This is a genomic window from Halorubrum sp. Ib24, assembly GCF_002252745.1.
In the GTDB taxonomy this organism is placed as follows: domain Archaea; phylum Halobacteriota; class Halobacteria; order Halobacteriales; family Haloferacaceae; genus Halorubrum.
The window spans coordinates 13641-36645 of sequence record NZ_NHOX01000008.1; the positions used below are offsets into that span (position 1 = coordinate 13641).

General features: G+C 67.3%; 19 protein-coding genes and 2 pseudogenes. 17 read left to right on the forward strand and 4 right to left on the reverse strand.

From position 1 onward, the window contains the following. Positions 1-13 precede the first annotated feature (13 nt). Positions 14-352, reverse strand: a complete 339-nt coding sequence (locus DJ82_RS01400; protein WP_094524747.1) for a helix-turn-helix domain-containing protein — start codon at positions 350-352, stop codon at positions 14-16. 186 nt (positions 353-538) lie between these two features. Here DJ82_RS01400 and DJ82_RS01405 point away from each other — a divergent pair, with 186 nt between their 5' ends. From DJ82_RS01405 to DJ82_RS01420, 4 genes and pseudogenes are all read left to right on the forward strand, one after another. Then, positions 539-877, forward strand: a complete 339-nt coding sequence (locus DJ82_RS01405; RefSeq protein ID WP_094524746.1) for a hypothetical protein — start codon at positions 539-541, stop codon at positions 875-877. Positions 878-1242: 365 nt separating this feature from the next. Beyond that, the gene (locus DJ82_RS01410) at positions 1243-1857 is read left to right on the forward strand and encodes an archaellin/type IV pilin N-terminal domain-containing protein (RefSeq protein ID WP_094580884.1); all 615 of its coding nucleotides are present in this window, start codon (positions 1243-1245) and stop codon (positions 1855-1857) included. 2 nt (positions 1858-1859) lie between these two features. Next, positions 1860-2384: pseudogene (locus tag DJ82_RS15630) on the forward strand (archaellin/type IV pilin N-terminal domain-containing protein); the annotation flags it as partial. 832 nt (positions 2385-3216) lie between these two features. Continuing rightward, positions 3217-4044, forward strand: coding sequence for a hypothetical protein (locus DJ82_RS01420; RefSeq protein WP_094580885.1), 828 nt, complete (start codon positions 3217-3219; stop codon positions 4042-4044). An 18-nt stretch (positions 4045-4062) separates the two neighbouring features. Here DJ82_RS01420 and DJ82_RS01425 read toward each other — a convergent pair whose 3' ends face one another. Then, positions 4063-4494, reverse strand: coding sequence for a zinc ribbon domain-containing protein (locus tag DJ82_RS01425; RefSeq protein ID WP_094580886.1), 432 nt, complete (start codon positions 4492-4494; stop codon positions 4063-4065). 225 nt (positions 4495-4719) lie between these two features. On the opposite strand from DJ82_RS01425, the gene DJ82_RS01430 reads away from it, so the two are divergent. The 10 genes and pseudogenes from DJ82_RS01430 (at position 4720) to DJ82_RS01475 (ending at position 16899) form a co-directional block, all read left to right on the forward strand. Then, positions 4720-7020 (forward strand): BGTF surface domain-containing protein, encoded by a 2301-nt coding sequence (locus tag DJ82_RS01430; RefSeq protein ID WP_198947996.1) that lies wholly within the window; start codon positions 4720-4722, stop codon positions 7018-7020. A 100-nt stretch (positions 7021-7120) separates the two neighbouring features. Further along, positions 7121-7477 carry a chemotaxis protein CheY gene (gene cheY / locus DJ82_RS01435; RefSeq protein WP_094525237.1) on the forward strand — a complete coding sequence of 119 codons (357 nt, stop codon included), beginning with the start codon at positions 7121-7123 and terminating at the stop codon, positions 7475-7477. Then, positions 7477-8187, forward strand: coding sequence for a chemotaxis protein CheC (locus tag DJ82_RS15130; RefSeq protein WP_241881367.1), 711 nt, complete (start codon positions 7477-7479; stop codon positions 8185-8187). The genes cheY and DJ82_RS15130 overlap by 1 nt, the downstream gene beginning before the upstream one ends. Positions 8188-9463: 1276 nt before the next feature. After that, a pseudogene (locus tag DJ82_RS01445) lies at positions 9464-11292 on the forward strand (FlaD/FlaE family flagellar protein). Then, positions 11282-11755, forward strand: coding sequence for a flagellin (locus tag DJ82_RS01450; protein WP_094523812.1), 474 nt, complete (start codon positions 11282-11284; stop codon positions 11753-11755). The pseudogene DJ82_RS01445 and the gene DJ82_RS01450 overlap by 11 nt, the downstream one beginning before the upstream one ends. Then, positions 11756-12253 carry a flagellar protein G gene (locus tag DJ82_RS01455; protein ID WP_094523811.1) on the forward strand — a complete coding sequence of 166 codons (498 nt, stop codon included), beginning with the start codon at positions 11756-11758 and terminating at the stop codon, positions 12251-12253. A 1-nt stretch (position 12254) separates the two neighbouring features. Then, positions 12255-13007 carry an ATPase domain-containing protein gene (locus DJ82_RS01460; RefSeq protein WP_094523810.1) on the forward strand — a complete coding sequence of 251 codons (753 nt, stop codon included), beginning with the start codon at positions 12255-12257 and terminating at the stop codon, positions 13005-13007. Between the two features lie 110 nt (positions 13008-13117). Continuing rightward, on the forward strand, positions 13118-14791 hold the full coding sequence (locus tag DJ82_RS01465; protein WP_094580888.1) for a type II/IV secretion system ATPase subunit: 1674 nt from the start codon (positions 13118-13120) through the stop codon (positions 14789-14791). Between the two features lie 28 nt (positions 14792-14819). Beyond that, positions 14820-16556 (forward strand): archaellar assembly protein FlaJ, encoded by a 1737-nt coding sequence (flaJ, locus tag DJ82_RS01470; protein WP_094580889.1) that lies wholly within the window; start codon positions 14820-14822, stop codon positions 16554-16556. 133 nt (positions 16557-16689) lie between these two features. Continuing rightward, positions 16690-16899: a molybdopterin-binding protein gene (locus DJ82_RS01475; protein ID WP_094523807.1), complete on the forward strand. Its 210-nt coding sequence runs from the start codon at positions 16690-16692 to the stop codon at positions 16897-16899. 131 nt (positions 16900-17030) lie between these two features. Here the strand turns inward: DJ82_RS01475 and DJ82_RS01480 are convergent, their stop codons facing one another. Next, positions 17031-17969 carry an NAD(P)-dependent oxidoreductase gene (locus DJ82_RS01480; protein WP_094580890.1) on the reverse strand — a complete coding sequence of 313 codons (939 nt, stop codon included), beginning with the start codon at positions 17967-17969 and terminating at the stop codon, positions 17031-17033. Between the two features lie 115 nt (positions 17970-18084). Between DJ82_RS01480 and htpX the strand changes: the two genes are divergently transcribed. After that, a complete protein-coding gene (gene htpX / locus DJ82_RS01485; protein ID WP_094580891.1) occupies positions 18085-18954 on the forward strand; it encodes a zinc metalloprotease HtpX in 870 nt (289 codons plus the stop codon). A 763-nt stretch (positions 18955-19717) separates the two neighbouring features. Here htpX and DJ82_RS01490 read toward each other — a convergent pair. After that, positions 19718-20503 (reverse strand): IclR family transcriptional regulator, encoded by a 786-nt coding sequence (locus DJ82_RS01490; protein WP_094523804.1) that lies wholly within the window; start codon positions 20501-20503, stop codon positions 19718-19720. Between the two features lie 151 nt (positions 20504-20654). Between DJ82_RS01490 and DJ82_RS01495 the strand changes: the two genes are divergently transcribed. Both DJ82_RS01495 and DJ82_RS01500 read left to right on the forward strand, forming a co-directional pair. After that, on the forward strand, positions 20655-21908 hold the full coding sequence (locus tag DJ82_RS01495) for an MFS transporter (protein ID WP_094580892.1): 1254 nt from the start codon (positions 20655-20657) through the stop codon (positions 21906-21908). 109 nt (positions 21909-22017) lie between these two features. Beyond that, entirely contained in the window at positions 22018-22977 is a 960-nt protein-coding gene (locus DJ82_RS01500; RefSeq protein ID WP_094580893.1) for a D-2-hydroxyacid dehydrogenase, read from the forward strand. The last annotated feature ends 28 nt before the right edge of the window (positions 22978-23005 follow it).

The window sequence follows — 23005 nt, forward strand, 5'->3', positions numbered from 1 at the left end:
AGGTCTCGGGACGCTACTGACTCGACGAGAGGTCGCGCCACACGTCGTCCAGCCGGTTTTTCACCGCGGACCGATCTTCGACCTCGACAGTGAGCCCGTCCGTGAAGTCGACCTCGACGCCGTCGACTTTCCGGCGGTACACCTTCACGCGCCGGTGCTCGTCCGAGAGCGGTCGGTCGTGGAGCTCGAGGAGGTCGGCCTCCTCGAGCTCGTTGATCCGGCGGTAACACGTCGCGATCGGGACGTCGAGCTCGTCGCTCAGGTCCTGCGCGGACATCGCGTCTCCGGTCGCGGTCAGGATGTCCGTGTTGTACTTGTTACCGAGCACTGTGATCAGGTCGTCCCCCACCATTCACGTTATCGCTGTTGATTTTTGCGTCTTAAAAGGATACCGGTGGTTGCAGGCGGCGTAGATTCCGGGACGGGGCCGCGTCGGGAGCCGTACCGGGCTCTGCGAGTCTGTCACCGCGAAATGCCGTGTTATCGCCGGTGATAGCCGCCACCGTGGGTTTATGTGTCGACTCCGAGGAGGGCGGGTATGGAGCTCATCGAGGGGTTGTATCTCGTGACGACCACCGTGTTGGCGGGCGCGAGCGCGACGCTGGCGGCGTTCGCCGTCGCCGCGTACCGGTCGTCGGGCCGCACCGCGATGGCGTACTTGGCCGTCGGCTTCGGACTGGTCGTCGTCGCGGCCGTCGCGACGCCCGTCGCCGGCTTCCGGACGTCGTTCGCGGACGCGGCGGCGCTGCTGCTTATTAATACCGGCCTGCTGGCGGCGTCGATGGCGCTCGTCGCCGGGAGCCTCGCCGTCTACGAACCCGGGACGCGGGAGCTCGTGATCCCCGAGTCCGAGCTCGCGCGGATCCAAGACCGGTAGCGGCCCGCGAGGCATCGAAACGCGGGGCGTGGGAAGCGATTCCACTCGTTCGTCCGCCTGTTCGTCCGCTCTTTCCAGGGACGTGACTCGTCGACCAGCCTCGACATCGAGTCGACCCCGTCTGTATCGACGGCGGATCACCCGTCGTCCGCGCGGACGCACAGCGACGGCCCGAGTATCTAATCCGATAACCGAAACGAGATATCGTTAATAATTATAGAAATTATTGTCTCGTAATTAACGCGATAATCGCATGACTGCAGTCTTTTATCAGTTCGGATAATCTGCACGGAGTCTTTATTAGTGAAATACCACTTCGTAGCGATAACGCCCGCCGGGCAGGCCGGGGGCCGACGCAACACACAATGTTCGAAACCATACTGGACGAGGAAGAGCGCGGTCAAGTGGGGATCGGGACCCTCATCGTGTTCATCGCGATGGTGCTGGTGGCGGCGATCGCCGCCGGCGTCCTGATCAACACGGCCGGCTTCCTCCAGACGCAGGCGGAGGCGACGGGCGAAGAGAGTACAGCGCAGGTGAGCGAGCGGCTCCAGGTCGTGAGCCAGTCCGGTGACATCGCCGACAACGTCGCCGGCACGAGCGAGCGCGGCATCGGCTCGCTCGAGTTCGTCGTCGCGTCGGCACCTGGCGCCGACAACATCGACCTCGACGAGGTAACGGTCGAACTGGTCGGGACCTCCGGGCAGGAGACGTTCCAGCTCGACGAGGACCCGCCGGCGACCAACGACATCTTCACCAAATCTGGGGATAGCCCCGTCCTGACGGACAACAGTGACCGCGCCGAGGTTGTCGTCAACCTCGAGGCGACTGATACGTTCGAGGACGCGAACGGCTACGCGCTCACCGAGGGCGACTCCCTGACGGTGACGTTCACGACTGCTTCCGGCGCATCGACGACGACCGAAATCCGCGTCCCGACCACGCTGGTCGGCGATGACGGCGATTCGGTGAGGCTGTAACAATGTTCGAATTCATTACTAACGACGACCGCGGTCAGGTCGGTATCGGCACGCTCATCGTGTTCATCGCGATGGTGCTGGTCGCCGCCATCGCCGCGGGCGTCCTGATCAACACGGCTGGATTCCTCCAGTCGCAGGCGGAATCGACCGGCGAAGAGAGTACGGACCTCGTCTCCGAGCGGATCGAAGTGACGAGTTCTGTTGGCATCGTCAGCGGTGACACCTCGACGCTGAGCGAGATTCGCGTGACAACGACCGGCGCTCCGGGTGCCGACGACATCGACCTGACCGACACGACGATTCAGGCTGTCGGGCCTGGTGGACAGGAGAACCTCGTGTTCACTGACCGGGCTTTCGACGTGCCTGTCCCTGCCGGTGACAATTCGATCACTCTTCAAGACCCGATCCCGTCCGATCAAGAGACCTTACAGGTCGGTGTGAGTACAATTACTGACTCTCAAATTGACCAGGTTCGGATTAACAACCAAGCTGGTAGTGCGACGACCGTCGACATCAGTAACATTGACCAAGGAGAAATAAATACTATTGACGTCTCAAGTCTCTCTCTCTCCGATAGTGATACTATCGAAGCTCAACTGTACAACAGCAGCACTTCAACCTCGATTAGTAGTTCGTCAACTGTTGATGTGACCCTTGCTGAGCGTACGGTTACAGATGCCACTTCTGACGACACAATCAATCTTCAAGATCCTATTCGTGCTGATCAAACAAGCGTCTTGGTGAGTGTCGGTACCGACAGTAATACTCCTGGATTCACCACCAACGGTTCCGTTGTTCTAACGAAAAACAGCGGTGACTCTGATGAGCAGAAACTCGTAGAGTCGAATGTCGGACCTGAGGATGAGTTGGATATCGATGTCAGCTCTCTTAACTTGGAACAGGGAGACTCGTTGGAGGCTAAACTAATCGCTAGTGACGGCACCACCTCGGTTGCCACTGCCAGCCAGAACCCGGTCACTATTGCCTCGGCCCTCGACATAGCATCCGTCGAGAACCTCAACCCCGGTGAGTTCGCCGTCGGCTCCGACGGAGCCTTCCGTTCGGATCCCGTTCTGGACGACCAGAATCAGTACACGATCTTGCTGAACCCCTCGTCCGGCGCGTTTGCCGACGAGGAGGCGTTCGGTGAGAGCGACGACGCGACGCTCGACCTCGTCTCGCCCGCCGGCGCGACGACGCAGATCGAACTGACCGCCCCCGACCTGTTCAGCGAGCAGGGCGAAGCGGTCCGCCTCTAAGCGCGGACGCACAGACACACAACCGCTCTCACCGCGGAGACCCGCTCCGCGGCGGGAACCCGCCGCAACACCTATTTTACGGCGCGCGCTACCACGACTCATGAGTGACCATGACGCGCCCGCGGCCGACCCAGACGCGACGCCCGCCGATCCCGACGAGCTCGACTTCACCGACGACGAGAACGTCGTCGAGATCGGTGAGGGCCGCTACGTCGTCGGGACGAACGGCCGCCCCAACGTGCGTCGCTCCCGGAGCGAGCGCCGCCCGCCGCCCGAGGAGTCGACCCCGACCGGCGATGCGGGCGGCTTCACGCCCGCACAGCCCGCGAGCCCAGACGAGCGCCGCCCCGCCGGCGACGACCCCCGCGCGAGCGCTTCCGGGCCCGGGGTCGAGGACCGCGACCGCCGGCAGTCGGGCGGGCAGCCTCCCGTTGGCGGACAGGGACAGCCCCTCGCCGAAGGCCGGGGGCAACCCGACGACCGCGGTCGAGGCGGCGGACGAGGCGAGGCCGACCGCCGGGAACGCGCCGGAGCGGGCGCGGCGGAACGCCGGCCGTCGAGCGGCGGCGAAACGGTCGACCGACAGTCGGTGAGCCGGTGGCTGGCGACCTCCTTCGACGGCGACGGCTTCGACTACGGCATCGACGCGACGCTCCACGCGGAAGGCGACACCACCCGCCAGCGCATGGTGTCGAACGACGTGACGGCGACGTTCGACACGCTGATCTCGTGGTTCGCGTCGAACGCCGGGCCGAGCTCGCCGACGCCGGAGGCGATCGGGCTGCTACTCGCGGCCTCGGAGACGACCGTCGACCTCCCGCCGGTGATGATCAAGCGGTTCGCGGCGAGTCAGGGCCTCTCGGCGAGCGACAGCATCGGCGACCTGGTGCGCGCCGCCGAGGACGCGGGCGGCTTCCGGATCGATTGAGTCCGAGAACGGGAAGTCCTATAGCAGGAACAGCAGCGCGGCGCCGATAACCGCGAATATCGCGTACAACCCCGCCATCACCTCGCGTTTTAACGGGCTCCCGAGCGGCTCGGCGGTGAGCCGCCGGATCGGCGGGAGGATCGCGATCCCTGCGAGGATCAGCGGAAAGGCGCCGACCGCTGGAACGAGGGTGAGCGCGACGACGACGGTCCCGTACCCGACGACGTAACAGCCGCGCCGCCAGAGCTGCTCGCGGTCATTGAGCTCGGCCATGTCGGCGAAGCTATCTGATCCGTTCGACTCTTCGCCGCCGCCCGCGACCTGCTCCGCCTGTCGCTGGACGTACTCGTCGAGCTCCTCTGCCGCGTCCTCCGTCTGGGGGGCGCCGCACTGCACGCAGAAGCGGGCCTCTTCGGCTACCGACGCCTCACAGCGGGGACATGATGGCATCCTGATCGAAAGCGTACGCCGGTCGGGCTTAATTCTTCGGGGACCGCTCGAACGACGCGCCCCGACGCCGTCAGTTGATCTGTGACGTCGGTGTCGCCATTCTGTCCTTTCGGTTCACAGAACTGATAATCAGGTGCGTACGTTTTAGTCGGTGAACACCCGAGCGACTGGTGACAGCCGACGTTCCGCGACCCGCACGAGGTCGACGGGACGCTCTCCGCCACGATGACACGTAGACAAGACGACAGCGCTGACCGCGACGGTGGCCCGAGAGCCGCCGCGCCGGATACCGACGCCGATAGCGGAGGTGGATGCCTTCGGTCTCGCCTTCGGCGGCTTCCGACGGCTCGTGCAGTCGTGGTCGCGCTCCTCGTTCTCGTCGTCACGTCTGCCGGCGTTGTCGCCGGTCCGGCGGCAGGCGTTTCGGTGGTAGGCTCCGCGTCGGTGGCCGATTCTTCGGCGACCAACGCCGTCACCGCACAGCCGTCTGAATCGGCCGGTCCGGCGGACCGACGTGAGCTTAGCGGCTCGTTTTCGCGTCCGACGTACACCGCGATCGCCGGCGACCCCGTTGATATCAGATACACTGCCAGCAACTCCAACGGGAGCGCATACCTGTTGATCGGTGGAAACCGACTCACCGATACGGGGAATCCTGTCGGGTACACCGACGTCGTGAAGCTCGGCGGCGATTTCGACGGGACGATCAACACTCGACTGCTCGGAACCGACCAAGGGACCGCCGCCAGTTGCCGCGAGACCGACTGTGACCTCGAGTTCGTAAACGAGAACGGGAAGGAGGTCGCCGATAGCCTCTCTGAACTGTCCGGCGCGACCGGTGCCGGCGGGCTCGCCCGACCGCTCGTCCCGCAGCGATATCGGCTCGCGATCACCAACGGCACCTTCGTCGTAGAGGGGCCGGGCGTCGTGACGCCGGTCGGCGCGGCCGCCTCGTCCGACCTCTTGTTGACGAAGCCGACGTTCCACGACAAAATCGAGGTGTTCACCACCGCGGATCCGGAGGACCTCGAAGGCGGTGGTGGCGGCGAGTCGCTCAGCGCCCTCGAACAGAACGGGGTCGAGCGAACCGCGGTGACGAAGGGCGACCGCGTCGTCCTCGGCTTCGAAGCGACCGGCATCTGGGGGGCGATGTCACACTTTGCCACCGAACAGAACGAGGGCCCGCTTCAGGCCGGCCAAGCGGTCAACCACTCCGTTCTGACGAAAATTCTCAGGACCGAAGACGGCGTTTCGCTCGAGGTGCGACAGACGAATCCGAGGATGAACGAACCCCGGTCGGAACTCGACCTCCCCGATGCCGACCCCGAGGACGTCACGCTCCTCCTCGCCGACGCGGAGGAGCTGGAGACCGGCGATTCGACGCCCGGCCGGTTCTACCTCGTCGTGGACACGAGCGACGACGGTCCGTTCACCGAGGATCCGGAGCCCGGTGACGAGTTCGCCGTCGAGTTCGCCTTGGAGGGCGCCGAAGGATACCGGTACGCGTTCGATGACGACAGTGGGGAACCGCCAGCACCATTCAAACAGAGGTTACCCGCCCCGGAACAGTTCCCGTATTGGGAGACTTCCGACGGGACCGTGAGTGCGGAGGCGTCGTTCTCGGTCCAGGAGAGGTACTTCGAATACGATCACGTCACCGACGACGGCGAGCTCCTCGTCGAGGACTCTGGCGGGGCGGTGACCGGGACTACGACGATACTTCCCCCGGTCGAAATGTCCGCAACCTTCGTCGACGACAAGCGCGACGAGCCGTTCCGGTCGGAGTCGCAGGTGGAACTCTCCGAGGGGAACTTCTCCATCAGCGCCGACCTCGGGGGTGCCGATCCGGGGACTCGGCTGAACTACGAGCTGTACGACGGGACGACGCTCCGCGACAGCCGCACGGTGATCGTTGTCGACGACACCGACGACCCGGATCGGCTTGCGATCGACAGCGTGCCGCAGAACGCCACCGTCGCGGAGGGCGGAAACCTCTCCGCACTCGGGATCGACGTCCGAAACGCCGGCGGACTGGAGGGAGAGGGAACGCTCGCGCTCGACGTCGCCGACGGGAACCTGACGACCGCTCGCGAACTGACGCTGTCGTCGAACGAGTCGCGCACCGTTAGCTTCCCGTCCGCGACCGTCCGTCTCGACCCCGGCGAATATCCGTTCACCGCCACGCTCGACGGAGATCAGAGAAACGGGACGCTAGTCGTCGCGGAGGATCCGGCGAGGACGACGATCGACGACGATGATGGCGGCGCCGACACGAACGACTCCGAGAACTCCTCGAGCAGCGGTGATGACGACGAGAACTCTACGGCCATCGACACAAACTCCACAGGTACCGACACTGACTCCACGGACACCGGCGGAAACACGTCGGACCCGACCGGTGACTCCGGCGGTCAGGACGGCGAGGACGAGCCGACGACGTTCCTCCCGTTCGGGATCGGCACGCGAGAAACGCTCATCGGCACTGCCCTCGTCGGTGCCGTCCACCTCCTCGGTCACTGGGTGTGAATCCAAGCTCCTCGACGAGCACCGTTATCGCCGTCCGTTCTCAGCGCTGAGAACCGCGGGGGAGCCGTTAAGTGATCGCTGTACCCGCCTTCAGACAACAATGGCAACGCGCGTGCTTATCGCAGACGATTCGGAGTTCATGCGGAACCTCCTTCGGGAGATCCTCGAAGGGGAGTTCGAGATCGTCGGCGAGGCCGAAAACGGCGTCGAGGCGGTCAACATGTACGAGGAACACGGCCCGGACCTCGTGATGATGGACATCGTGATGCCGATCCGCGACGGGATCGAGGCGACGACGGAGATCTTAGAGGAGAACCCGCAAGCGACGGTGATCATGTGCACCAGCGTCGGTCAAGAGGAGAAGATGAAGGCCGCCATCAAGGCCGGCGCGGAGGGGTACATCACGAAGCCGTTCCAGAAGCCGAACGTGCTCGACGCCATCGGATCGGCGGTATAATGCGGGTCGACGTGCGTGCGCTCGGCGCGTGTAACCGCCTGGCGGAACGCGGGGCCGAGCAGGCCGCCGGCGCGCTCGCCGACCTCACGGGGACCGACCTCGCGGTCGAGGTCACGGGCGCCAGCGTCGCCAGCGGCGAGGACCTCGCCGAGGCGTTCGCGGGTCGCGAGTCGATCGGCGTGAGCGTCGGACTCCGCGGCGGGCTGGACGGCGAGGCGGTGCTGGCGTTCGACGCCGCCAACGTCGACGCCCTGCTCTCGCTGCTCCCCGGCGGCGCGTCGATGGAGCGCAGCGCGGTGACCGAGGTCGGCAACATCGCGCTCGGCGGCTTCCTCGACGGCTGGGCGAACTACCTCGGGAAGGCGATCGACATGACACCGCCGCGCTACTTCGAGGCCGACGGCGCGGCCGTCCTCCCGGACGGGGCGCTGGCCGGCGACGGCGTGTTCCTCTTCGAGAGCCGGCTGGACGCGACGACGACGGACCTCGACTTCTCGATCTACATGCTGCCCGACTCCGGTCCCTTCCGCGACCTCATCGTCGGGAAGACGGCGCCGGCGGCGACGGCGGGGGCCGAGGCGACGGGAGACGGCGGACCGGGGCGAGCGCCGGCGAGGGCGGGAGCACCGCTGGTCCGTACGATGTCGCTGTCGACGTTCGCGTCGCGGCGAAGCGCGCTCGGCGAACGCCGCGACAACAAATCGCGATGATGGACCCGGCCTCGACACGACCGTCGACGTGAAGGCCCCTCCGGTCGTCCCGCTCGCGAGCCCGTGCCCGCGGAGGTCTGCGTCGAGGCCCCACGCGGCACCGGTCTTCGAAGTTTGCAGGGGGAGCCGAGCGGCGTTACCTCGCCGATAACTCTTCGAGGAGGAGTCGGCCCGCGGGGGCGATCGCGGACGGTCGATGCTCCCGACCGAGCGGAACGAGGCCCCTCGCGGGATGGCCGGAGAACGCGCTCTGCGAGCTCGGCAACGTGATGACGAGCGGGTTCATCGACGCTGGCTGCGAACGTGCTCGCACCTCGATCGAGCCCTCGCGCCGGAGTTCGTCACGACATCGGCTCGGCGACGATCAGCCCGCTCGGTCCCAAGCTTCAGGCGCCGGACGGTACTACGGGTTCGTGATTCGACGCCGCGATCCAGACGGGAGGTTTCGTGCAGGCGCGCTGCGACGTGTACGCGCTCCCGAGATCGCGGAACTGGCCGCGTGCCCTTCTCGACCGCCTCTCAGAGACGTGAGGCCCCCCTCGTCGTCCCGCGGTCGCGGGTCGCGAGGACCGCGAGGGACGCGACGGCTCCCGAAGCGCGGCGACGGCAAAGCGCCTGGAGACGTCGGCGACGCGGTGCGACCGGAGCGCCGGATCAAGCGTCGGCTGTGGGCGGCTGGCCGTCGCGACGCGGGGGGGGGAGACGCTGACGACGAAAGCGGACTCGGCTCCTGCCGTTCGCGCTCGCCATCTCCGACGAGCGGGCGAGCGTTCGCGCCTCCTCCACGCCGATGTGCCGACGGGCGACGAGACGCGTACGGCGCCGCCCGGTCGAGGAAGTACGTCCGACGGGCGTCGACGCGCTCGTCGACCCTCGGTCGACCACGCGCGGTGCCGCGTCCGATGGAGGCGCGCGTCGCGGCGGCCCCGAGATGCTCGACTCACGGACGCCGTCGGTCCCGAACGTCGAGCGGGCCGGAGCGGTGCTCGCCGGTCCGCGACGTTCCGGTACGTTCGCCAGCGACGTCGGCGACGGCGTGGGCCGGCACGGTCCAGGTTCGTCGCGGCGGCCGGGCTCGTCGTCCGGGCGGCCGGACGGGTTCGAGCGCCGCTCTGATCCGGGCCCTCGGGCACCCGTTGAGCCGGGGTCGACGCAACGGGCCCGCGCGGACGCTGACACGCGTTCGCCGTCCCGGAGTGTTGGTGTTTTCTCACTGTTGATATTTTGAGGGGTGAATTAAGTGTGTTCTGGGGTCGTACTCGGTTAAGGGCCTCGAATACGGTGTGGGGCTCCAACGGCCACCTGGATAGTCGCCAGCTGGGGCTCGTCGCGGTGCGAGGCGTCCTTCGACCGTTTTCTCGACGACGGCGGCTCCGACGGACGACTCCGGATCATGGCGGCTTGACGACGATGTCCTTCGGCGGCGGGAGGGATGTCGCGGCGGCGCTGTGGCGGCGGTAGCGGCGGTGGGGCGGCATGGGCGACGACTTCGACGACTTCGACGGGATGGACGAGTGGGACGACGGCTTCGACGACGGCGGCGGTGGCGGCGGCGGTGCCGGCGCCGACACGGACGAGCTGGAGAAGCGGCTCGACGACCTCGAGAACGAGGTCGCGTCGCTCTCCTCGACGGTGTCCACGGTCCGGTCGGAGAACGAGGAGATCTCGGCCGCGGTCGACGATATCGAGGAGGACGTCAGGAACCTGCTCGACATCTACGAGATGGTCACCCGCGGGATCAACCCCTTCGTCGACGACTCCAGCGGCTTCGACAGCGTCAGCGGCGGCGGCGAGGGGTCGTTCGGCCTCTTCGACGACGAGGAGGAGGACGACGCGGGGGACGACCTCGACGAGGACGTCGCGAACGCGGACGCCGACGGGTTCTTCGACGACGAGATGCTCGACGACGACTTCGACGACGGCGGCGACGAGTTCGGCGAGCTGGACGGGGAACCGGACGACGACCACACGGACGACGGCGACTCCGCCGACGCCTCGTCCGAGACCGCGGCGGCGGACGAGGGAGACGACATGAACGACGACGGAAAGAGCTTCAGCGAACTGAAAGAGGAGTACGACGCCGGGGAGGCCGACTGGGCCGACGAAGAGGGGGGAGACGGCGACGCGGCCGCCCCCGCGGACGAGGACCCGTTCGACGACGGGGACGCCTCGTTCGACGACGACCTCGGCGACGAGACGGATCCCTTCGACGACGACCTCGGTGACGAGACGGACCCGTTCGACGACGGGGACGACTCGTTCGACGGGGAGCCGGCGACCGACGCAGACCCCGCGACGAACGGCCACGAGCCGGACCCCGAACCGGAGCCGGACCCCGAACCGGAGCCGGCGGCCGACCACACGCGCGGCCGACAGCCCGGCGGCGATCCGGCCGAGGCGAACGGCGGCGGCTTCGAGTACGTCGGTGAGGACGACCTCTCCGGGAGCCGCGGGAAGCCGTACCTCACGGAGCTCCCCGGCGACTACGTCGGCGACCTCCTCGTGATGGAGTGGCTGGAGTTCCTCGTCTCGGAAAGCGACGTCACCGACGCGGTGCGCGCGATCAACTACTACGAGCGCATCGAGTGGGTCGGCCCGGAGGCCGCCGCGCGGCTCCGCGACTTCCTCTCCGGCTTCGGCACGATCGACCGCAACCTCGTCGACCGACCGGGGACCGATCGACTGGTCCGGGAGCACCACACTCGTAGCCTCCGGTACGTGACGCAGCTCAACGGGACGAGCGGACACCTGCTGCTGCTCGACCGGTGGGACGACCTCGCCGGGGGCTCGCTGGTCGGCGGCGGCGCGCCGCGGGTCGGCGGGCGAGACCACGGGCGGGACCGACGCGAGGAACGCGGCGGCCGGCGTCGAGACGGCTCCGAGGGGCGCCGGCACGACGGCTCCGAGGGGCGACGCGCGAACGGCCACGGCGACGCTGAACGGCGGGACGAGCGGTCGGGACGCGCAGAGGGGCGGACGGACCGCGGCGGCGAGCGACCCGACGGACGCGAGCGGAACGGCGGCTCCCCGCGTCCGATGAACGACCCGAACCCGCGTTCCGACCGCGCCGACCCGGCCGACGGAGGGTGGGGAGATGGGCGTTAGCGTCTCCGCGTCGACGGCCATCATCGTCGCGGGGCTGTTCTTCGCGTTCACCGCGTTCTACCCCGTCGCGGCCAACGGCTTCGACCGCGTCACCGACGCGCAACAGGGGATCCAAGAGCGCTCGCTGGAGCGGCAGAACACCGAGTTCGCCGTGACGAACGCGACGTACGACGACGGCGCGGACGAACTGGTCGTCAACGCCACCAACGACGGCTCGGTCGGGCTGGTCGCGAGCGACGCGACGCTGGTCGTCGGCAACGAGTACGTCGACGTGGGCGGACCGAACGCGACCACGACCGTCGACGGCGACGGCGACACCGAGCTCTGGCTCGGCGGCGAGACGCTGACGGTGACGGTCGACACGACGACCGTCGACACCGCGATCACGACCGGGAGCGACCCCACTCGCGTCGTCCTCGTCGTCGAGTCCGGCGTCCGCGACGCGGCGGAGGTGAGCGCGTAGATGGCCAGCGTACCGGTCTCTCACCTCATCCTGTTCATCGCGAGCCTCGTGATCGCCGCGGGCGTCGTGGGCACGATCACGACCGGCGTCGACCGGGTGAGCGCGGCCGTCGAGGACGCCGGGATCGACGCGACCGAGCAGCTCCGGACCGACGTGACCGTCATCTCCGACGCGAGCGCCGGGGTGTACAACGAGAGCGGGAACGAGAACGTGACGCTGCTGATAAAGAACACCGGGACACAGCGCCTCAACCCGGACGGCTCCGGCGTCGACGTCGTCTTCGACGGCGCCTACGTCCCGCCGAGCGCGACGGAGGGCGAGCTCGCCTCCGCCGGAACGGGCGCGGCGTGGAGCCGCGGGGACGTCCTGCGGCTCACGATCGACACCAACCGGCTGGGCGAGACGAGCGACGGTCTTGACCCCGGAACGGACCACCGCGTGTACCTCACGGTGAACGGCGACGAGGAGCTGTTCCAGTTCCGCACGGAGGCCAACTGACATGCCTCGCACAGACAATCTGCTTTCCATCGGACTCGGCGAACGCGACCGCTTGAATAAGGAGCTCGGTGGGGGGATCCCCCGCGGCAGCATCGTCCTCATGGAGGGCGACTACGGGGCCGGGAAGAGCGCCATCTCGCAGCGGTTCGCGTACGGACTCGTCGAGGAGGGAGCGTCCGTCACGATGATGTCGACGGAGCTCACCGTCCGCGGGTTCATCGATCAGATGCACTCGCTGGAGTACGACATGGTGAAGCCGCTCCTCCAAGAGGAGCTGCTGTTCCTCCACGCCGACTTCGACTCGGGGGGCGCGTTCTCCGACGGCGACGGCGAGCGGAAGGAACTGCTCAAGCGGCTGATGAACGCGGAGGCGATGTGGAACTCCGACGTCATCTTCCTCGACACGTTCGACGCCATCTTCCGGAACGACCCGACGTTCGAGGCGCTCGTCCGGAAGAACGAGGAGCGGCAGGCCGCCCTGGAGATCATCTCCTTCTTCCGCGAGATCATCTCGCAGGGGAAGGTCGTCGTGCTCACCGTCGACCCGTCGGCGGTCGACGACGAGGCCATCGGCCCGTTCCGCTCGATCGCCGACGTGTTCCTCGAGCTGGAGATGATCGAGGTCGGCAACGACATCCGCCGGCAGATCAACGTGAAGCGCTTCGCGGGGATGGGCGAACAGGTCGGGGACACGATCGGGTTCTCTGTCCGGTCGGGTACCGGAATCGTCATCGAGAGCCGCAGCGTGGCGTGATGACGCCGCCCGCCCGCGACGGACCCGCCGTCCCGCGCGGGCGGGACGCGAACGACGGACCGCTCGCGACGGCGCGCGCAGTCAGGACCCGCGGAGGCGGCGAGTAGACCATGACCGAACACGGAACCGCGAAACCGTCGGAAGAGCTCCGCAAGGCCGCCATGCGGCGGCCCCACCTCCGGGAACACCTCCGGGAGTTCAAGCAGATCACGGGGGAGTTCCCGCAGTTCATCGAGGAGCCGAAAGGCGAGTACGAGTCGAACCGCCCGAACGTCATCTACCCGGTCGGGGGGCCGATCTACAGTCACATCTACGGCGACCTCGGACAGGACACGAAGTACTACGCCATCGAGCCGGAGATCACCGGTACCCAGGCGGAGGTCCTCACAGAGGTCAAGAACCGCCTCCTCAGGACGAGCGGGCAGCACACCGCTCCCGACAGCGAGGCCGAGTACGACGACCTCATCGAGGAGCTGTTAGAGGAGGTCACTCACATCGACGGGCAGAACGAGGGCATCCGAGGGAACCTCTCGAAGGTGCTGAACATGGGGAAGCTCTCCGTCACCGAGGAGACGTACCAGAACATTCGCTACCGGCTCAACCGCGACATCGTCGGACTCGGACCGCTCGAGCCGATAATGCGCGACCCGGCCAACGAGGACATCCACGTCATCGGCCCGAAGGAGTGCCACGTCGATCACGGCACCTACGGGATGTTGGAGACGACCGTCGACTTCGGGACGCCCCAGGAGTTCGACAACTGGCTCCGCAACATGGGCGAACGGATGGGCGACCCGCTCTCCGACTCCGACCCCATCGTCGACTCGACGCTGCCGGACGGGTCGCGTATCAACATCATCTACTCCGACGACGTGTCGCTAAAAGGCTCCTCGCTCACGATCCGGCAGGGCGACGAAGTGCCCCTGTCGATCAACCAAATCACCCACTGGGGAACGCTCTCGCCGCAGCTGTCGGCGTACCTCTGGCTCTGTCTGGAGAACGAACAGACCGTGTTCGTCGTCGGGGAAACGGCGTCGGGCAAGACGACGACACTGAACGCGATCCTGTCGTACATCCCGGACGACTCGAAGATATACACCGCGGAGGACACCGCCGAGGTCATTCCCCCGCACAACACCTGGCAGCAGCTGCTGACCCGCGAGGGCGGCGACGAGGGCTCCTCCGACGTGGACATGTTCGACCTCGTCGCCGCCGCGCTGCGGTCGCGGCCCGACTACATCATCGTGGGCGAGGTCCGTGGCGCCGAGGGTCGTATGGCGTTCCAGGCGGCTCAGACGGGTCACCCGGTCATGCTGACGTTCCACGCGTCGGATATCGTCTCGATGATCCAGCGGTTCACCTCCGAACCGATCAACGTCCCCGAGACGTTCATGGACAACGCCGACGTGGCGCTGTTCCAGAACCGCGTGAAACAGGGCGACGACGTCCTCCGCCGCGTGACGAGCGTTCAGGAGATCGAGGGGTACTCCAAGGAGATGGAGGGGGTCGTCACCCGGGAGGTGTTCAGCTGGGACCCCGTCGAAGACGACATCGTGTTCCAAGGGATGAACAACTCCTACGTCCTCGAAGAGCAGATCGCGACGCTGCTCGGCTACGCCGACACCCGCGACATCTACGACGACTTGGACTTCCGCGCGGAGCTGATCGAGCGGATGATCCAGGAGGGGATCATGGGGTACCACGAGGTGAACGAGGCGATCAACTCCTTCCAGCGCGACGGCGTCGAGGGGCTTCCCTTCGACATGCACCGGAACGTCGGGTGAACCGACCGATGAGCGAGGCTGACGTGTAATGGCGGTGAAACAGGTCGGAAACGGGCTCGCGACCGCGGCCGAGCTGACCTCGGCCGTCATGGAGTCGTACGATAAACTCGACATCTCGAAGCGGAAGTACGTCGGGCTCGTGTTGATCCCGGCGCTGCTCGTCTTCGCCGCGAGCGTCGTCGGCCTGTTCGCGCTCCCGCTCCCGTTGGCGGCGCGGGTTCCCGTCCCGATGTTCGGGGGGCTGGTGTTGGTGGCGGCGGTGATCTACCCGAAGATCTACCTCTCCAGCCTGGAGAACCAGATCGACAACCAGCTCCACCTCGTGATGACGCACATGACCGTGCTGTCGACGACGAACATCGACCGCATGGAGGTGTTTCGGACGCTCGCAAAGGAGGAGGAGTACGGGGTCGCCGCCGAGGAGATCGGCCGCGTCGTCCACCTCGTCGACACGTGGAACCAGAGCCTCGACGACGCCTGTCGCCGGCGCGCCGAGGAGGTGCCCTCAGACGCGATGGCCGACTTCTTCGACCGCCTCGGCTACACGATGGGGGCGGGCCAGTCGTTAGAGGAGTTCCTCGTCTCAGAGCAGGACGTCATGCTCGCGAAGTACGAGACGGTGTACGAGTCCTCGCTGGCGAACTTAGAGGTGATGAAGGACCTGTACATGTCGATGATCCTCTCGATGACATTCGCCCTCGTCTTCGCGATCGTCCTCCCGATCCTCACCGGGAACAATCCGACCGCGACGGTGGCGGCCGTCATCGTCCTGTTCGTCTTCGTCCAGCTCGGCTTCTACGCGATGATCCGGGCGACCTCGCCGTACGACCCGATCTGGTTCCACCCGGACGAGCGCGCCCCGGGCGACCTGAAGCTGTGGGCGTCGCTCGGGGTCGGCGGCGGGCTCTCCTTCCTGATCATCGGGATCACCGCGGCCGGGATGTTCGGCTACGGCTCCGGGCTCCCCGGGCTGCTCTTCTTCGTCGACGACGTCCGGCTGCCGCTGTACCTCGCGGTCCCCATCTCGCCGCTCATCATCACGGGCGTCGTCCTCAGGCGAGAGGAACAGCAGATCACGGCCCGCGACGGCGAGTTCCCCTCCTTCGTGCGCGCGCTCGGCGCCACCGAGAGCGCCAAGCAGTCGACGACGACCGACGTGTTGACCACGCTGCGCGACAAGAACTTCGGCGACCTCTCGCCGGCGATCGAGCGGCTCTACCGCCGGCTCAACATGCGTATCAGCACCGAGGGGGCGTGGGAGCAGTTCACGTACGACACGCGGTCGTACCTCATCCAGAAGTTCTCCGAAATGTACCTCGTCGGCCGGCAGATGGGGGGAGACCCGAAGACGCTCGGCGAGCTGATATCGAAGAACATGAACGCCGTGAATCAGCTGCGCGAGCAGCGGCGACAGGCGGCGATGACGTTCATCGGCCTCCTGTACGGGATCACGGCGGCGGCGACGTTCGCTTTCTTCATCGGGCTGGAGATCGTCGCGATCCTGGCCGAGCTCACGGCCGACTTCGGGCTCGAGGAGATGGACATCGGCCAGATCGTCTACCCGGGCGCGTACGACATCCCGCTGATCGAGTACCTCCTCCTGACGGTCGTCCTCTTCAACGCCGCCCTCTCCTCGCAGATGATCCGGCGGATCGACGGCGGCAACCCCGCGAACGGCTACATCCACTTCGTGCTGCTGACGTGGCTCGGCGCGGCGACGGCGATCGCGACCCGGACGCTGGTGAACGCGATCCTGACGATTTAGGAGACGGGGCGGGCTGTCGTATGTATATACGTCGTTCTCGGCGGTACAGCGTGCGGCTCCGAGATCGCGGCCGTTCGTAGAGAAAGTTCGTTCTACCAACAGGTATTTCATGTGCTGGTGATCTGGGAGCGATATGGCACTCAGTGCTCGCAACAGACTCACGGGAACAGTCAAGTCCATAAAAACGAACGACGTCATGGCAGAAGTGGTCATCGAACTGCCCGACGGACAGGCGATCGCGTCTACTATCACTCGGTCATCCGCCGATCGGCTCGATCTCGCCGAGGGCGACGAGGTTCAGGCTGTTATCAAGGCCAGCGAAGTGATGGTCAATAAGGATTGAAGCCGCACCCTCCGACTGAGAACCGTTCGAACTGCGGGCACCCACCAGTCAGTACGCGCTCCTCAGTAACCGGGGTTTCAGCGTTATCTCTGAAGACGGATTTCAACAGCGTCCAAGACTCCGTTCGGCGTCTATCGCTCGAACAGGACCGGCTCGGGGACGCCCTCGTCGGCCGCCTCGCGCCACGACCGACTCGGCGTCCACCCGAACAGCCGCTCGGCCGTCGCGACCGCGTAGGCGCCCCGCTCGTCGCCCTCGTTGAGCGCGCTCTCGTCGACGGCGCAGTCGTTCGGAATCGCACCGTACGACTCCCGCAGGAGGCCGAGTAGGGGCCGACCGAGCGCGTTGTCGGCGGCGACGCAGTTGACCGCCTCGTGGGTCCCCGGAGCCACCGCCGGGTCGGGCCCCACGGTCTCCGCGAGCGCCGCCGCGACGAGGTCGGCGACGTCGCGGGCGTCGACGTACGACCAGAAGTTGCCGGCGCCGGCGTCCAGATCCCCGACGTACTCGTCGCTCCGACAGGCGTACGCGCCGGGGTACTGGATCCACGACGGCCGGATCGAGACCGCCGGGACGCCCTCGCGGCGCCCGACCGCGCCGGCGGCCGCCTCCGCCGTCACCTTCGAGAGCCCGTACGGGTCCTCCGGGCGGAGCGGGTGGTCCTCGGTGATCGGCAACTCCTCCGGAAACGGCGTCGGATCGGCGAAGAAGAAGCCGTACGCGCCGTCGCTCGACGCCTGCACGACCCGGGCGTCGACGCGACCGGCGGCGTCGAGGACGTTCTTCGCGGCGCGGACGTTCGTCTCGAACACGCGACCGTCGGGGTGGGTGCCCGCGACCGGGATCGCCGCCCAGTGGACGACCGCGTCGGGGTCGACCGAGTGGACGACGTCGAGCGCCTCGCCGCGATCGGCGAGGTCGGCCGCGCGGAACGAAACGTTCGGGACCGGGTCGGCGTCGAGGCCCGGGTGGTCGTAGTCGACGACGACGACCTCGTAGTCGCCGGCGAGTCGGTCGACGACCCAGCGCCCCGAGGCGCCGCGGCCGCCGGTGACGAGGACGGTCTCCATGCGGGCGGGTCGGCGCGGCGGCGGAAAAACGCACCGTCGTCCGGCGACCGAGCGGCCGCGGCGTCGCTCCGGGAACCCCGGCAGGCTTTAATCCGACGAACGGTAAAACTCGGGTATGGAATGGAAGACCGACTGGGGACTCCGTGGGCGGATGGCGTTCACGATGTTCCTCCTCTTCGCCCTCTACGTCGTCTTCGTCGGCGTGCTCACCGTATACTTCGGCGACTTCCTGTTCCCGCTGGTCATGCTCGGCGGGTTCGCGATCGCCCAGTACTTCTTCAGCGACAAGCTCGCCCTGCGGAGCATGGGCGCCCGCGAAGTGAGCCCCGACGAGTACCCCGACCTCCACCGGCGGGTCGAGCGACTGAGCCAGCAGGCCGACCTCCCGAAGCCGACGATCGCGGTCGCGGACACGCAGGTGCCGAACGCGTTCGCGACCGGCCGGAACAAGAAGAACGCGACCGTCGCGGTGACGACCGGGCTGCTCCGATCGTTAGGCGAGGACGAGCTCGACGGCGTGCTCGCCCACGAGCTCGCGCACGTGAAGAACCGCGACGTGATGGTGATGACCATCGCCTCGTTCCTCTCGACGATCGCCTTCTTCATCGTCCGGTGGGGATGGCTGCTTGGCGGGAACAACCGTCAGGGCGCGCCCGTCATCGTCGCGGTGCTCGTCTCCATCGTCGTCTGGATCGTCTCGTTCCTGTTGATCCGCGCGCTCTCGCGGTACCGCGAGTACGCCGCCGACCGGGGCGCCGCGCTGATCACGGGGAAGCCCGGTGCGCTCGCGTCGGCGCTGATGACGATCGACGGGCGGATGGACCGCGTGCCCGAGGAGGACCTCCGCCAGGAGGCGGAGATGAACGCGTTCTTCATCATCCCGATCAAGGCGGGGTTCGTCGGCAAGATCGCCTCGACGCACCCGTCGACCGAGAACCGCATCGAGCGGCTCCGGGACCTCGAGCGCGAGATGGAGACGGCCTGATTCGGGCCCGGTCGCTCACCGCGGGACGGCGAGCCGGAAGCGATCCCCAAGGCCGCGGGCCGGAAGCGACCCTCCGCCGTTATCACTCGTCCGTCGGTCGACGAGACAGTCGAAGAGCCGGAGTCGCGACGCCGCCGTCGCGGCCGGAAATCCCTCCCGTCTCAGTTCGTATATGACAGACATTGGTACATCATCGTACTATTATACGTTCGAATTCGTTGGGGCGTAAGTGACGGCGAAACAAAAAGATAGATCGGACGTGAGCGACACAGCTCGGATCGGTCCGTCGCGTTTTATAGGCCCGATACACAGTACTGAGACACTCACGGTGCGAACGGAGGCCGACGAGAGACGACTGGTGATCGCCGCCGGTCGTCGCTCTCCGTAGCGTTGCGAAGAGTGTTGAAAAGCGGCCGTTGGCGGTGAAGTCGTCGTTTGAGGTCTCAGAGCAGATCGAGGGCGTAAACACCGTCGCGAGCGGAGCGATTAATTTCAGCTCCGTAATGTTCACCCGATCGTGACACACTTATGAATCACGTGCTGAGGACCCGATTCGGTGTCGGGGGTCCGGTTCGGACGGGGCGGATCGACTATCCGGAGCCGAGTTAAGATAACAAAAGTACTCCTGTTATTTTGAGCCGCGACAAGAGATCGGGCGGTTCACGGATGACCGATAACGGCGTTCTATCATATCGAACGAACGGACGCCGCGAACGGACGGACGCCGCGTACGGACGAGCACCGCGAACGGCCGGGCGCGGCGCTACGTGTGCGCGATGTTGAGTTCGAGTTCGTTCGCCGCGCCGAGCAGGAGGTCCGGGATCTCGGACTCGAGTCGATCCCCGTTCAGGCGGTGCGAGGGGCCGGTGACGCTGAGCCCGCCGATCACCTCGCCGTCCGGGTCACAGATCGAGACGCCGACGGCGTGGGTCCCGCGGAGCGACTCCTCCCTGTTGAAGAAGTAGCCGCGCTCGCGTCCCGCCTCGATCTCCGCGCGGAGCTCGTCCGGGTCGGTGACGCTGTGTTCCGTCACCGGCTCGAACGACATGCGTTCGAACATGTCGGACAGTTCGGGCTCCGGAAGCTCGGCGAGGATCGCCTTCCCGGCCGACGCCGCGTACAGCGGAATGCGGCTGCCGATCCCGGGGTCGGTGCGGACCGCCCGGTCCCCGACGGCCCGCGCGAGGTACACCGCCTTCCCGTGTTCCTCGACGAAGAACTGGGCGCGCTCCCCGGTGACCTCCGCGATCTCCTCGACCTTCTGGCGCACGAGGTCGTACCCGCGGTAGCCGCTCCGTGCGGTGACGCCGATCTCGAGGAACCGGAGGCCGACGTGGTACCCCCCGTCGCGCCGGACGACGTAGCCGAGGTCCGCTAGGGTGTGGAGGTGTCGGTGCACCGTGCTCTTCGCGTAATCGAGTTCGGCCGCCAACTCGGCCAGGGACGCGCCGTCGTTCTCGACGAGGCGTTGCACGACGTCGAACATCGTTTCGGCGGTCCGTACCGCGTCTTTTTCCGGCGTATCGGCGTCTTTCGGCCCTCCGTTCATACTCACGCGTCGGACTCCAAACATAAAAGCGTTCGATTACGTCGAACGTTTTTTGACGGTCGCTGCCGCCTCTCGGCGACGGAGCGGGACCGCCGCGCGACCGCCTGCCCCTACGCGTAGGTTTAATCCGGACGACCGTCTGCGGCCATGCGTGGTATCCCGCTCGTCGATCGCCGGAGCCGACTCGGGGATCGTCCGAGAGCGACCCTTCCAGCTGCTGCTTCTCATCAACGTCCTCCCGCCGCTCGGCACCGCGCTCCTCTCGCCCGTGCTCGGATCGCTCGTCGAGCCGCTCGGGGCGTCGACGGCGAACATCGGGCTCATGATGTCGGCGTTCACCGCGCCGTCGATCGTCGTCATCCCGATCGCCGGCGTTGTCTCCGACCGGTACGGGCGCCGGCCGGTGTTGCTCTTCGGACTCGTCTGGTTCGGGCTCACCGGCACCGCCGTCGCCTTCGTCTCCACCTTCGCCGCGGCGCTCGCCCTGCGCGCGCTCCAAGGGATCGGGTTCGCCGCGCTCACGCCGATCATCATCACCAGCCTCGGCGACCTGTACGCGGGCACGAAGGAGGCGACCGCGCAGGGGCTCCGGTTCACCGGCTCCGGGCTGTCGCAGACGGCGTTCCCGCTGGCCGCCGGGGTGCTCGTCGGGATGGCGTGGCAGTACCCGTTCCTGCTGTACGCCGTCGCCTTCCCGATCGCGGCGGTCGTCTACCTGTACTTCGAGGAGCCGCTCGATAGCGAGGCGGCGGACGATGGTTCGGAGGCGGGGATCCGGGCGCAGATCGGAGACATGCGCGCGCTCGTCGCGCACCGCCGGGCGTGGACGATGGTCGTGGCGCGCGGGAGCGCGAACGTCGCGTGGTTCGGCTTCCTCACGTACAACTCGATCCTCGTCGTCGACGTGCTCGGCTACACGCCGGCGGAGGCGGGGGTCCTCGCGGCGGTCGCGAGCCTCACGTACGCGCTCGCCGCGACGCAGGCCGGGCGGATCGCCTCCCTGTTCGACGACCGGCTCTACCCGCTCGTCGCCACGAACCTGTCGATGGGCGCCGGGCTCGCGCTCGCGTTCCTCGCGCGATCGTTCGCGGTCGCCGCCGTCGGCGTCGTGTTCATGGGGATCGGGTTCGGGCTCGTGCTCTCCATCTACCGGAGCGTCATCACGACGCTCCCGCCCGCGGACCTGCGCGGCGGACTGGTCAGCCTCGGCGAGGGGAGCGGGCGCGCGGCGGCGACGGCGACCCCGGTGGTCATGGGCGTCGCCGTCGCGGTCGCGACCCGCCCGCTCGGGTTCGAGGCGGCGGTCCGCGCGGTCGGCGCCGGCACCGGCCTCGTCGGCGCGGGCGTCGGGATCGGCTGCCTGCTCCTGATGAGCGCGTCGCCGCCGATCCGGATGGGGGAGTAGCTCCGGGGGACCGCGACGGACGCGGGCCGACGCCGCCGACGACCGCGGGCCGACGCCGCCGACGACCGCGACCCCGGGTACTTTGTCGGCCGACCGCGACGCGTGGAGCATGTCCACCATCGACGTCGCGGTGCTCGACCACGACGCGCACGGAATCCCGGCGGCCGACTACGCGGAGATTCTCGACCGACGCCTCCCCGACCGGGAGGTGCGCCTCGCCGCGACGCCGGACGACCACCGGCGCTACCTGCGGGAGGCCACCGTCGTCGCAGGGAAGTACATCGACGCCGAGGAGGTGGCGGCCGCCGAGAACCTGCGGCTGTTCGCGTGCAACGCCGCCGGCGTCGACCACCTCCCGCTGGACGCGCTCGCCGAGCACGGCGTCGCGGTGACGAACGCGTCGGGCGTCCACGGCCCGAACGTCGCCGAGCACGTGCTCGGCTGGGTGCTGACGTTCGCGCGGCGGCTCGACGAGGGGCGCCGCCGCCAGCGGCGCCGGGAGTGGCGCCGATTCCAGTCGTTCACGGAACTCGCCGGCAGCACCGTGACCGTCGTCGGGCTGGGCTCGATCGGCGAGACCGTGGTCGAGCGGTTCGAGGGGTTCGACGTCGACACGGTCGGCGTCCGCCACACCGTCGAGGACGGGGGGCCGACGGACGACGTGGTCGGCTACGACGGTCTCGCGGACGTCCTGCCGGGGACCGACGTGCTCGTCCTCGCGTGTCCGCTCACGGAGACGACAGAGGGGCTGATCGGCGACCCCGAGCTCGACGCGCTGCCGGCGGACGCGATCGTCGTCAACGTCGCGCGCGGCGGCGTGATCGACACGCCGGCGCTCGTGGACGCGCTGCGGGCGAACGCGCTCCACGGCGCCGCGCTCGACGTCACCGACCCCGAGCCGCTCCCGAGCGACCACGACCTGTGGGGGTTCGAGAACGTCTTCCTGACGCCCCACGTCGCGGGCCACACGCCGAGGTACTGGGAGCGGTGCGCCGACGTCCTCGTCGAGAACCTCGAGCGGGTCGCCGAGACCGGCGAGTACGAGGGACTGAGAAATCAGGTCGTTTAAAAAGGCGCCGTCGGAGACGGAGCGAGCG